This is a genomic window from Aminiphilus sp. (assembly GCF_029975095.1).
Lineage (GTDB): Bacteria > Synergistota > Synergistia > Synergistales > Aminiphilaceae > Aminiphilus.
Window position 1 is genome coordinate 1 of record NZ_JARKPW010000120.1, and the last position, 11,465, is coordinate 11,465.

Consider the following 11,465-nt stretch of genomic DNA (forward strand, 5'->3'; position numbering starts at 1 on the left):
GTGACACGGGTGGAGACGACGCTCCTTGAGGAGGCATGGCGGAAGGGAATGCTTCCCGTTCTTCCACCCCTCGCCCGGGACCGGGAGAGCGGAAAAAACCTCAACGTGGACGGAGATCGTCTCGCCGCGGCCTTCGCGGGAGCTTTGGGCGCGGAGGTGTTGCTCATTCTCTCCAACGTGCCGGGGCTTCTGGCGGACCCGAGAAACGCCGCGACGCTCATCCCCTCGGGAAGCCTCGAGAGCTGGGACTCCCTGGAGAAGGCGGCGCAGGGAAACATGAAACGCAAGCTCCGGGCCTGTCGGGAAGCGTTGGAGTCAGGCGTACCGAAAGTCATCCTCGGGGACAGTCGCGTGCGGCGTCCTCTGGAATCGGCCCTTTCAGGAAGGGGAACGCATCTATGGAGCACTCCCTCTACGGTTCTCGCGGGCTGACCATCCTGTCCGGCTCGGGAGACCGGGTGACGGACGCGACGGGAAGGGAGTACGTGGATTTTCTCGCCGGGCACGGCGCGGCCCTCTTCGGGCATGCCCATCCCCGCCTCCGCCTCGCGCTGGAGGAGGCCGCGGCCTTCCCCTGGACCATCGGCGCGGGGCTCGCCTCGCCCTTTCGGGAGCGTTTCCTCGCGGATCTGGAGTCGCTCCTTCCGGAGAGCCGGGCCTTTCTCTGCAACAGCGGCACCGAGGCGGTGGAGGCGGCGCTCAAGCTCCTCCGGGTGGTCCATCCCGGGCGGCGGCGGATTCTCGCTCTCCGCCGGGCTTTTCACGGCCGTACCTTGGGAGCGCTGGGGCTCACCTTCAATCCACGCTACCGCGCCCCTTGGAAGGATCTGCTCCTTTCCGTGGAGCATCTGGAGCCGGAGGATCTTCCGGACGCCGTGGACGAGCAGGTGGCGGCGGTCTTCGTGGAGCCCGCCCAGGGAGAGGGGGGCATGGCCACCCTCTCCGCCGAGGTGGGCAAGGCCGTCACCGAGGCATGCCGCCGGTGGGGGGCGCTCCTCGTGGCCGACGAGATCCAGACTGGATGGGGGCGCTGCGGCGCGCTCCTCGCCTCTTTCCGGACGGGGCTCGACCCCGATCTGGTCTGTCTCGCCAAGGGGCTCGCGGGAGGACTTCCCGCAGGGGCTCTTCTGTGGCGTCGGCGGCTCGGCTCTTTTCCTCCGGGAGGACACGGCTCCACCTACGGAGGCAACCCGCTGGTCTGCGCCGTGGGGCACGCCGCCTTCGGCCTCCTCCAGGAAGGTCTGCCCGAGCGGGCGGAGACCCTGGGAAAGATCTTTCGCGACGCCCTCGGGGCGATTTCTTCGCCCCGGATCACCGGCGTACTCGGCCTGGGGCTTCTGGTGGGGGTGTCTCTCGACGAGCCTTCGGCCCCCCTCGTGACGGCCCTGCAGGAACGGGGCGTCCTCGCCCTTTCCTCGGGACCCAAGGCGGTGCGCTTTCTGCCGCCGCTTTCCGCCTCGGAGGAGAGCGTTCGACGCGCCGTGGCCGCTCTCGCGGACGCATTGGAGACGGTGTGATATGTCCGCGGCGGAACGGCTCCTCGAAGAACTGGCGAGCATCCCCAGCGTCTCGGGGCAGGAGGAGCGAGCCTGCCGCCATCTCCGGGACGCCCTTTCCTCCCTCGGATGGCAGGATCCCTTTCTGGACGAGGTGGGAAACGTGGTGGCCACGAGAGGGCGGGGGGAGCGGGAACTTCTTCTGGTGGGACACGTGGACACCGTTCCCGGAGGACCTCCACTGCGCCGGGACGGTCGGATTCTCTGGGGGCGCGGCACCGTGGACGCAAAGGGACCTCTCTGCGCCCTCGTCGTGGGAGGCGGGCGTGCGCGCCTCCCCGAGGGATGGCGCCTCACCTTCGTGGGCGCCGTGGGGGAGGAGCGGGATTCCCGGGGCATGCGCCACCGCCTCCCCCGACACACCCCGTGCGGATGTGTCATCGGCGAGCCCTCAGGAACGGACGGCGTCACCCTCGCCTACCGGGGACGGCTCCTCCTGCGCCTTTCCGCCCGGGACGGAGGCGCGCACCGGAGCGGCTCCGCCGGGCCTCTGACGGCCTGCCTCCGGGCCGCCGCAGCCGTTCTGGACGAGGTGGAACTCCGGGACGACAAAACGGCCCCTCTCGCGGCCCGCACCTCCGGCGCGGTGGCCTTTATGGAAGGACGGGAGGAGGGGGCGCGGCATGCTCTGGTGGAGCTGGACCTGCGCCTTCCCCTCGGAGCGGACCCGGAGGAATGGCTCCGAAACCTGGAGATTCTCGCGACGCTGCAGCAGGTGGAGCTGGAGGTGGTGGACTCCGTGGCCGCGGCGGAACGCCCGAAGAACGACCCCGCCGTGCTCGCCTTTCGCACGGCGGTGCGCTCCGTGCTCGGCACCGCTCCGCGGCTTTTGGCCAAGGGGGGCACGGCGGACTTCAATCTCGCCGCCGCCTGGGGATGCCCTCTGGTGGCCTACGGCCCCGGAGACAGCAAACTGGACCACACGGACCAGGAACGGCTCAATCTGGACGATCTGGAAACGGCGACGACGGTGGTGGAGAGAGCCCTTTCGGCCTTCGCCGCCTCGGAAAGAGCCTGAACGCGCTCGTTTTTCCTCGGACTGCCGGGCGACGGGTACCGGACACCCCTCTTTCCCGGAGGAGTTTCCGGTACTCTTTTGTGCCTTTCGTAGGAACATTCCCCCACACCCCGAAGAAACCGCCCGGGAGAACGCAGCGGCGTGATCACGCCTGTGTGCAAAAGTTGTGTGCGTCAAGCCTGCGCAAAAAGGTTTTCATGGTGTTCGGCGGCCGTCTGCGGCGATGAGCCGCACTTTTCCAGGAGCGCCTTTGTGTGTGCGATCAACAGGTCCATGTTGAGGTAGGGGCTGGACTCCGGCCGCGCCTCGTGGGTTTCGCGCCACGGGGGCGGCCCCACGGAAATGTCCTTTCCCTTGAAGAGGGCTTTCGAGATGTGGTACTGTTGCTTCTGGATTCCGGAAGCAGCGCCGCTTTTCTGTCTTTTCGGAAAACGATCTTCCCCGCGTCCGCATCGAAAAGGCGAGATCCCCGTCTCCCTTTCGGCGGCCCCCAAAGGAGAGAACGCCCATCATGTACAGGGAGGAACTGCTCCAGACACTGCGAAGACAGGTGAAACCCGCCGTGGGCTGTACGGAGCCCATCGCTGTCGCTCTGGCGACGGCGAACGCACGAAAATTCGTCCGGGGGAAACCGGAGCGGATTCTCGTCGTCGTGAGCCCGAACATCTACAAGAACGGTTTCAGCGTCACCATCCCCGGAACGGACAAGACGGGCAACGCCTACGCGGCGGCCCTCGCCTTCGCGGGGGGAAATCCGGACCTCGGCCTGGAAGTGCTGAAGAACTGCTCGAAAGAGGACTACGAACGGGCGGAGGAGCTGCTTCCCCTCGTGGAGGTGCGTTTCGACCGGGACAAGACCGGCGTGTACGTGTCAGCCACAGTCGAGACGGCCACGGACGCGGTCGAGGCGGTCATCGCGAACAAGCACGACGAGGTGGTGCGCATCACTCACAACGACGAGATCGTCTTCGCGGCGGCTCGGTGCACGGAAAGCGGCGCTTCCGGCGTTTCCGGAGACGACTTCGACGTGACGTGCCTTTCCCTGGCGGAACTCCGCCGGGAGATCGGGGAGATTCCTCCGGAGGAGCTGCGGTTTCTGCTGGAGGGCGTGACCATGAACATGGCCATGGCCGAGGAGGGGCTTCGCCTCGGGGCCGGACTCGGCATCGGGAGGTCCTTCCGGGAGCTGCTGCGGGAGGGGGTCATCGAGGACAGCCTGCTCTGCAAGGTCCGCATGGTCGCCGCCGCCGCCACGGACGCCCGCATGGGAGGCGTTCCCCTTCCGGTGATGAGCAGCGCGGGAAGCGGCAACCACGGCATCACCGCAATCGTTCCTCTGAAGGTCCTGGCGGACGCCCGGGAGCTCGGCGAAGAGGTTCTCGTGAGAGGATTGGCCTTCAGTCACCTGGTGACACTCTACATCAAGAGCTTCACGGGACGGCTCTCACCGGTCTGCGGCTGCGCCGTGGCCGCCGGAACGGGAGCCGCCGCGGGAATGACCTGGATGCTCGGCGGCGACGACGACGCCATCGCCGCGGCGATCAACATGATGCTCGGCAATCTCGCGGGACTGCTCTGCGACGGGGCCAAGCACGACTGTGCGCTGAAGATCGCCACCTCCGCGGGCGAAGCCCTTCTCGCGGCGCTTTTGGCCGTAAAGGGGGTAGCCATGAGCGGCAAGAACGGCATCGTCGTCTCCAGCGCGGAGGAGAGCATCCGCCATCTCGGGCGCATCAGCACCACCGGCATGAAGGACACGGACGAGGTGATCCTGCAGATCATCACCGGCGCGTGAGATCTCTCCGCCGCTTCTTCCGGGGACACCGCCCGAGAGCCCGAGAAGGGCCGATCGCGCCCTCTCTCGACCGCAGGCCGCATCCGCGTTTTCCGCAAGCGGCGGAGCCTTTTTTCAGAGCTTCCCTCTTCTCCGAAACTTTTCTCCGGCGGCGCTTCTGCGGAAGCGCAGTACCGTTTCGTCCCGGCCGCCGGGGTTCTCCGAGAGAAGGCAAAAGAGTCCCGCCGCGACCAAATCTGCCGTGGTCCCGGGATTCGTCCGGTTTCCTCCGGAACGGAGAAGGGCATCGAACTCCCGGAGGAACGGTCGCTCCAGCGGAGAGGCAGCGGCGGAAGGCGCGGCGGCGAAAAGCTCCGCCGCCAGACGGGAGATGCGCCGCGCTTCTTCGTCTCCGGCCTTTCGGGCGATGAGCGTGTCGGGAACCACCGCGAGCACCTGAAGAAAGGTGCGCACCACCGCGTCGCTCAGGTCCGCTCCGGCGGCGAGGTGTCCGCGCAGCGCGGGCAGGACGAGACCGAAGGTGCACTCGAAATCCCGGGAGTACTCCCGGGCCACGGAATCCCTTTCCGCGGCGGCTTCCATGGCCTCCGACAACAAGGGAGGGTCTGCTGTCTTATCCGTCACGTCGTGGGTGGGAGCGCTGCCGAGTCCTCCCGGAGAGGCGAGACGAATGGCCTCGTAGACCTGCCGGGCATCCTCCGCGCTCGTTCCGCGCAGCACCTCCCGGACGCCCTGTCGCAGGGTTCCTCGGGGAGCGACGAGGGCCCCCATGGCGAGAGGGACCAGCAGGAGAAGCATGCCCAGATTCGTGTTGGTCCCCGTGAGGCGCCGAGTGGCGGCGACGCCGCGAAGCACCAGCGTCCCCACGGACCAGCGCCGGGTCCGCCGGAAGGTCTCGCCCACGGCGACGGCGCTCACGAGGAAATCCTCCAGGGCGGCGTCGTGAAAATCGGCGAAGCGGTTCACGTTGCCCGGTTTGGGCGCCCCCACCTCCAGAAGACAGGCAAGCTCCACGTGGCGGACTACCTCCCTCCGGGTCCGCCCGTCCTTCATGACACGTCCCCGGAGAAGGAAGCGCCGAGAAGACGCTCCACCAGCAGCTCCGCCATGCACACCCCCAGGGCGGATTCGAGCCCCTTCCATCCCGGAATGCCGTTCACCTCTCCCACCAGGGGACCGTCGGGGCCGGGAAGAATGTCCACTCCGGCGTAGAAGGCACCCACGGCGCGGGCAGCCCGCACCGCCAGGGACCGGAGATGCTCGTCGGGAACGAAGCGCTCCCCCCTGCCCCCCCGGGCGAGATTGCTGCGCCAGTCCTCTCCGCGGCGGACCATGGCGCCCGCCACCTCTTCTCCCACGACGAAGAGACGGAAATCCTCGTTGCCATGGGGCACGAATTCCTGAAGGTAGAACACGGAGCGCCCCAGATCCAGGGCGCGGAAGGTCATCCACGCCGTTTCGGGATCACGAAGGCGGACAATCCCCTTCCCCTCGGAGCCGAAAAGGGGCTTCACCACCACGTCCCCGCCGAGCCTGCGGAAGCACGCCAGCGCCTCGTCGAGAGTCTCCGTCACCTCCGTGCGGGGTGTGGGGATCCCCGCCTCCTCCAGCAGAGCGCTGGTGGCGAACTTGTCCACCGAGCGCTCCAGCGCCTCCGGGGAGTTGACCACCCGGACGCCTCTGCGCCGGAGGAGGTGCAGTACGTCGAGCCTGAAGATCACCTGTTCCAGGGAGCCCGACGGAATCGCCCGGACCAGGACGAGATCCTGGTCCGCAAGGGATGTCCCGAGAGAGGACGCGCCCGGAGAGGCGCCGATGGAACCGAAAAGACGCGTGGCGGGAAAGCGGCTCACCGAAACGCCCCGTCTCTCCAGCGCCGCCGCCAGTTGGGTTGCGTGCCATCCCTCGGGGTTGCCCACGAGGGCCGCTCTCACGACCCGAGCCACTCCTTCCGGAGCAGATCCGCACGAATCTGTCCCGCGCAATAGGTCCTTCCCGTCGCCAGGTCGTTCACCGCCACCTCCGCGGGGCTGAAGAGCAGAGGATCCATCTTGTAGAAATCCCCCTCGTAGCGCTCGACGATCTTCCGGAAGGGAAGACCGAAGTCGGGGGAACTCGACGAGGCAAGTCGTTCCGCCGGAACGGACAAATCCTCTCCGGAACGCAAGGCGTACCAGGCGGAGCCGCCGTAGAGGACCGCGTCGTTGGTGCGTCCCATGGCCTCGGTATCGTCCGCGCAAAGAGGAGGAAGAGGACAGCTTCCCGTCGCCGCGAAAAGCGTCTCCACGGGAAAGTCCACCTCGATCATCTTGTGGATTCCCGTCTCCACCACCCGGGAGGCGATCTGTACCGAGCCCACGAGGCTCGCCGTGGGCGCCGTGAGGAGCACGAGTTTTCCCGGCGAGACCGCGCAGGAAAAGGCGATGGCCGTGGCCGTCTCCTCGTCCGGGGGCGTTCGTGTTTCCAGAGCGAGAACCGCGTCGTCCGTCCGTTCCCTCAGGTCGAACCGATCCAGCAGCGGCTCCCGGGAACCGCGCATTCTGCCCGGACCCGATCCCATGGCCCGGTACGTCCCCGATGCCCCCTTCACCTCGATGTTCCACCCCGCGTACTGGCATCCCACGCAGGCCAGCAGAGGGCGGGACACGGAAACGGAGAGGGAGGGCCAGGCGATTCCGTCCAGGTCGAACGTGTCGAACCGAAGGTCCGCCATGCCCCCGAGGCAGGCGAGCGCGTAGAGTCTCCCCGCCTCCAGGGACCCTTCCACCTCGATGCCGCAGTCAATCCACAGGGTTCCGTTTCCGAGGCGGTGCACCGCCACGCCGAGGACATCCGCTTCCTCCACGAGCTGACGGACCACTTCGACGCTCCGTTCATTGCAGGTCTTTTTCATGGACAAAAATCTCCCCCTTTCCCAACTCGTTCGCGTCGCCCACCCAGCGCCGAAAGCGGCCGCTCCGGTGCTCCGCAGTGACGGAAAACCCCTCCCGCTCCAGAAAACGCAGAAGGCAGTCCAGAAAGACGGGCCGATAGACACAGGCCTCCCGGTAGGTGGGAAGCATCTCTCCTCGGGCACCGCCCAGCGCCACGAGGGTGCCTCGTCTCGAGCCCGCTCCGGCCCGGATGCCCAGCGTGCCGAAGGCCACAAGTGTCCCTGCGAGCATGCCGAGCCCCGGAAAATCGCCGGTGCAACCTCCCACCACGACAAGGCCGCGGCGGAGTCGTTCGCCTGCGCGGAGCCCCGTATCCCCCCGGACAAGGACCATGCCGCCCCGCATCCCCCGCGTCTCCCCGGGGTAGGCCCCCGCGAGGGAGGGGCCGGCATTGCCGGTGATCTCGATGCACCCTCCGGACATCATAGCACCTGCCCAGGCATCGACGTCGCCGAGAACGCGGATCGTCCCGCCGGACATGCCCGCTCCCAGGTGCATGCCCGCGTTTCCACGGATTTCAAGAGAGCCTCCGGCCATGTTCTCCCCGATGCGCTTGACCCGGGAGAAATCCCCCTCCAGCAGCAGCGCGGCATCCGCCGCGCCGTCCGCCTCCACTTCGAAAAGCTCTCCGAGAGGAACGGAAAACCGTCCGTACGCCAGAGGCAGCCGGAGGAGTGCTTCCGTCGTCATCTCCGCCAGCCGCTCCGGAACGAGACATTCCGCTTCCACAGGAACATCGAAGGCGCACCGGGGCCGCAGCACCTTCACAGCGCGTCACCTCCCAAGAGATCCCGAAGAGCGAAGACGTACTGCCCGAGCTTCCCCCCGTAATTCCCCGCGGAAATGCGGCAGACCCCTTCGCGGCAGGCGGCCTTCACGCCGTCCCGGAGGGCCCGTCGAAGGGAGTCTTCCTCCAGGCCGTCCGCGACGATTTCGTAGACACAGTTCGTTCCCTCGGGCAACGCCGATTCCACGAGAGGGCGCAGGGAAGGACAGTAGGCGGTGTTCGTGGAGGCGGAGAGGAACTTGTAGCGGGATCCCACCTTGCTGCCGCTCCGGACGATCCCCCCGGGAAAGGGAAGAATGATCCCGGGGACGCGCCGCATGACCCGGACGGCGGCCTCGGCGGCCTCAAGGGCCGCCCGGGCATCCGCGCCGAGGATGAGGAAATTGCCGCCTCCGATGCTCCGCCGGATGCCGAAGCGGTCCTCCACGAAAAATTCTCCGTCCATGACGGGAATCCGCCAGAAACGAGAGCCCTCCAGAACCTTGCTTCCCTGCAGGCCGTCGCCGAAGTAGCGGAGCTTTCCTCCCACGGAGAGTTCCTCCTCTCCGGCGAGAGCGTTGTAGCAGGCACTGGTGGGGCAGGTCATGACCGCCTGTCCCACCCGGAGGAGCAACTGCTTCTCCAGGTCCTTCCGGGACGAGGCGAAGAGGAGCACCGTCGCACCGGGCCTGCCGTCGGGCGTCTCTTCGGGAGAAAGAAACCGTTCCACCCCGGCCTCGCAGCCGCAGCCGATCACCGAGTGGGCAAAACCCGCCGCGGCCTCGGCGGCGGTCCGTGCCCACTCGGAGGAACTTCCGGTGACAAGCAGACGGGCCCCCCACATCTTGAAGGCTTCCGCGTAGGTATCCTCGATCTCTACTCCGGCGAACCGCACGACCGTTCCTCCTCTTCCGCGTCCCTTCGGCAATGGATACAGGCACCCTCCCGCGCACCCCCCGCCGCAAAAATCGCTCCTCCCGCGAGCTCCCTGGATCCGAGGAGGCGCTTCCGCACCTGTTCCGCCATCAGGGGATCGTCGAAGAAGCCGAACACCGCGGGCCCCCAGGAACTCTGTCCCGCTCCCAGCGCTCCCATCTCCAGGAGAAGGGTCACCAGGTGCTCCGAAAGCGGGGAGGAGTAGATGCCCCCCTGGGCGGCGAGGAAGCAGGAACCCACGAGGTGCTGGATCTGCGTCAGTGCCCGCCCGAAGGCGACGCCGTCCTCCTCCACCAGGGAGGGCAGGAGGCCCAGAAGAACGAGGCGACAGAGTTCCCCCGTCACCGCGGGGTCTACGGGAGGGAGCGTGGCCAAAGCCTGTTCCTCCGCCGCTCCGGAGATGCCCGGCGCCGTCTCGGGAAGCACCACGAGGAAACGCCACGACGCCGGAAGAATCCTCCGGAGGAGCAGCGGCGGTGTGCCGCCGTTCTCCCGGATCCCACCGTCGAGGAGAAACCCTCCTCCGGCGAAGGCCTCCACGCCGATTCCGGAGCGGCGTCCCCGCCGGAGCAGGGCAGCCAGTCGCCGGGGTTCCGTCCGGACGCCCAAAAGCTCCGCCACGGCCGTTCCCGCCGCGAGGGAGACCTGCGTTCCCGAACCGAGCCCCACGTGGGGCGGAATGGCCTTGCGAAGGCAGAGCCGGATCGGTGGGAGCCCCTCCGCTCTCCCCGCGAGGAGCGACACCGCTCCGGCAGCCTCCTCCACCCGTTCTCGGAAGGCTTCAGGCCCCTGGTAGAACCAGGCGGAAGCCGCCTCCGCCTCAAGGAGCACCCCGGGACGGTTCAGGGAGATACCGAGGCTTCCGTAGCGGCGCCCCACCCCTCCTCCGAGATCCAGAAACCCCAGATGGAGTCTCGATCCCGTTTCGACGCGAACCTTCACACCTTTTCCTCCTCCCCGAAGAAACAGTCCTGGAGGACCGAAAGCGCCTCCAGCTCCCGAGGCCCCCCGGTGCGCTCCACGCAGCGGCATGCCTGGTTCCACAGAGGTTTCCACGCCTCCTCGGGAAGCCAGGCCCTGCGTGTGGCCGCCACCGCCAGCTCAAGAAGTGCCCCCGCCGCTCGGTTGAACCCGAGAAACTCCCGAATCGTCCCCGTTCCGACGATCTCGCAGGAAAAGCGGATCCTTTCTCCCTCGCCGAGGGCGGCGAGGAGTCGCAGCTCCCGGTAGGAGCAGGCCCGTTCGAGAATGGCACCGGGAACCCTGCCGGAGGGGAGACAGGGTTGTTTCTTCTTCGCCGCTTCGTCGAGGGCGCAGCGGACAAAGAGGAGCGCGTCGTCGCAGAGGTTCGCCACGGCGCCCCGCCCTTTGAGGAGATTGCCGCAGGTCCGGCTCGTCCGATAGGCGAGGAGTTCCAGGTGCGTCTCTCCCCAGTGGATTCCCGCAGGAACGATGCGGGGGGATCCGTCCTCGTCCAGGGTGGAGAGCAGGACCTCAAGGATCATGGCGGTCATTCCGATAGCCGAAACGGAGCGGCTCTTCCTGGACGTAGTGTTTTCCCAGCCGCAGCGCCGTCTCGGCCCGTTCGAGCTCCCGGCCCAGATAGAAGGCGTGGGCGGCATCCACCTCGCCCAGGGCCGGAAAAAGTTCTCCCGCCTCCGTCCCGGAGACGAAGCGCTCGCCGTTGAACACATGGATCCGCCCCTCTCCGACGAAGATGCGGAAGTTCTTGTCCCGTACCCTGGCGGCGATCCGCCGGAGCTCCTCCTCCGTGTAGTCCTCGAAGGGGATCTCCTTGGCCACCACGAGACTTCCCACGAGGTGCTTGGGAAGCATGCGCCTCCTTCCGGCGTAGTGCATGAGGCGCCGGGCGAGATCGAGCTCCCGGACGCTGCCCGCGGTCCAGGAAATCTCTTCCACCGTCAGGAGGTAGTCCACCTGCAGCTCCTCGGCGATCCCCGCGAGGAGGGCGTTGATCCCCACACTGTCCGCCTCCACCAGTTCCGTCACGTTTCCGACCCCCATCAGGAGGGGCATTCCGGGATAACGGCGTCGCACCTCCGTGAAGCGCACCAGGGACTCGGAAAAACCGAAGAGAAGAGGGTCCAGCACGGGGTCCGCCACGACGGAGAGCCCCCGTGCGAGGGCTCTCTCCAGACAGCGGTGGAAGGAGGTCATGTCCGTCTCCGGCTCGGGGATCACCACCACGGGACAGTCCGGGGAAATCCTGTCGAGCGTCCCCGCGTGCACCGAGAGGAGCAGATCCGCTCCCGCCCGGGAGGCCTCGTTCAGCGTCTCCGGGTCCAGAGATTCGACGCTGACGGAAAAGCCCTCCCGCTTCAGCAGGGACACCGCTTCTCCCACCCGGGGATAGGGCTCCTTCGGCGGACCGCCCAGATCGATGATGTCCGCTCCCGCCTCGGCCCGGACCCGGGCGGCGGCGAGGGGGGCCGCCGCGTCC

11 protein-coding genes and 1 pseudogene are annotated in these 11,465 nt (G+C 67.4%); 4 read left to right on the forward strand and 8 right to left on the reverse strand.

Annotation, left to right across the window (positions count from 1 at the left end; genetic code table 11):
* The 4 genes and pseudogenes from Q1K49_RS07235 to Q1K49_RS07250 all read left to right on the forward strand — a co-directional run.
* Positions 1-432 (forward strand): annotated as a pseudogene (locus Q1K49_RS07235) (uridylate kinase); the annotation flags it as partial.
* Complete coding sequence (locus Q1K49_RS07240) at positions 399-1,517, forward strand: aminotransferase class III-fold pyridoxal phosphate-dependent enzyme (protein WP_300524512.1); 1,119 nt, start codon at positions 399-401, stop codon at positions 1,515-1,517. The pseudogene Q1K49_RS07235 and the gene Q1K49_RS07240, both read left to right, overlap by 34 nt.
* Position 1,518: 1 nt before the next feature.
* Positions 1,519-2,574 (forward strand): M20/M25/M40 family metallo-hydrolase, encoded by a 1,056-nt coding sequence (locus tag Q1K49_RS07245; protein WP_300524514.1) that lies wholly within the window; start codon positions 1,519-1,521, stop codon positions 2,572-2,574.
* Between the two features lie 511 nt (positions 2,575-3,085).
* Positions 3,086-4,369 carry an L-serine ammonia-lyase, iron-sulfur-dependent, subunit alpha gene (locus Q1K49_RS07250; protein WP_300524516.1) on the forward strand — a complete coding sequence of 428 codons (1,284 nt, stop codon included), beginning with the start codon at positions 3,086-3,088 and terminating at the stop codon, positions 4,367-4,369.
* A 114-nt stretch (positions 4,370-4,483) separates the two neighbouring features.
* Here the strand turns inward: Q1K49_RS07250 and Q1K49_RS07255 are convergent, their stop codons facing one another.
* From Q1K49_RS07255 to Q1K49_RS07290, 8 genes are all read right to left on the reverse strand, one after another.
* A complete protein-coding gene (locus tag Q1K49_RS07255; RefSeq protein WP_300524518.1) occupies positions 4,484-5,422 on the reverse strand; it encodes a triphosphoribosyl-dephospho-CoA synthase in 939 nt (312 codons plus the stop codon).
* On the reverse strand, positions 5,419-6,303 hold the full coding sequence (locus Q1K49_RS07260; RefSeq protein ID WP_300524520.1) for a RimK family alpha-L-glutamate ligase: 885 nt from the start codon (positions 6,301-6,303) through the stop codon (positions 5,419-5,421). Before Q1K49_RS07260 ends, Q1K49_RS07255 begins: the two co-directional genes overlap by 4 nt.
* Positions 6,300-7,262, reverse strand: coding sequence for a methenyltetrahydromethanopterin cyclohydrolase (gene mch / locus Q1K49_RS07265; RefSeq protein WP_300524522.1), 963 nt, complete (start codon positions 7,260-7,262; stop codon positions 6,300-6,302). Before mch ends, Q1K49_RS07260 begins: the two co-directional genes overlap by 4 nt.
* Positions 7,243-8,070, reverse strand: a complete 828-nt coding sequence (locus Q1K49_RS07270; RefSeq protein ID WP_300524525.1) for a formylmethanofuran dehydrogenase subunit C — start codon at positions 8,068-8,070, stop codon at positions 7,243-7,245. The genes mch and Q1K49_RS07270 overlap by 20 nt, the downstream gene beginning before the upstream one ends.
* On the reverse strand, positions 8,067-8,963 hold the full coding sequence (gene fhcD / locus Q1K49_RS07275) for a formylmethanofuran--tetrahydromethanopterin N-formyltransferase (protein ID WP_300524527.1): 897 nt from the start codon (positions 8,961-8,963) through the stop codon (positions 8,067-8,069). The genes Q1K49_RS07270 and fhcD overlap by 4 nt, the downstream gene beginning before the upstream one ends.
* Entirely contained in the window at positions 8,945-9,946 is a 1,002-nt protein-coding gene (locus Q1K49_RS07280; protein WP_300524528.1) for a beta-ribofuranosylaminobenzene 5'-phosphate synthase family protein, read from the reverse strand. The genes fhcD and Q1K49_RS07280 overlap by 19 nt, the downstream gene beginning before the upstream one ends.
* A complete protein-coding gene (locus tag Q1K49_RS07285) occupies positions 9,943-10,509 on the reverse strand; it encodes a DUF447 domain-containing protein (protein ID WP_300524530.1) in 567 nt (188 codons plus the stop codon). The genes Q1K49_RS07280 and Q1K49_RS07285 overlap by 4 nt, the downstream gene beginning before the upstream one ends.
* On the reverse strand, positions 10,499-11,465 hold a 967-nt coding region (locus tag Q1K49_RS07290; protein ID WP_300524531.1), incomplete at its 5' end, for a PTS mannitol transporter subunit IIABC. The genes Q1K49_RS07285 and Q1K49_RS07290, both read right to left, overlap by 11 nt.

Bases quoted from the DNA above. Each gene is read 5' to 3' on its own strand.
- Q1K49_RS07240 (WP_300524512.1), top strand. From the start codon at position 399: ATGGAGCACTCCCTCTACGGTTCTCGCGGGCTGACCATCCTGTCCGGC.
- Q1K49_RS07245 (WP_300524514.1), top strand. From the start codon at position 1,519: ATGTCCGCGGCGGAACGGCTCCTCGAAGAACTGGCGAGCATCCCCAGC.
- Q1K49_RS07250 (WP_300524516.1), top strand. From the start codon at position 3,086: ATGTACAGGGAGGAACTGCTCCAGACACTGCGAAGACAGGTGAAACCC.
- Q1K49_RS07255 (WP_300524518.1), bottom strand. From the start codon at position 5,422: ATGAAGGACGGGCGGACCCGGAGGGAGGTAGTCCGCCACGTGGAGCTT.
- mch (WP_300524522.1), bottom strand. From the start codon at position 7,262: ATGAAAAAGACCTGCAATGAACGGAGCGTCGAAGTGGTCCGTCAGCTC.
- Q1K49_RS07285 (WP_300524530.1), bottom strand. From the start codon at position 10,509: ATGATCCTTGAGGTCCTGCTCTCCACCCTGGACGAGGACGGATCCCCC.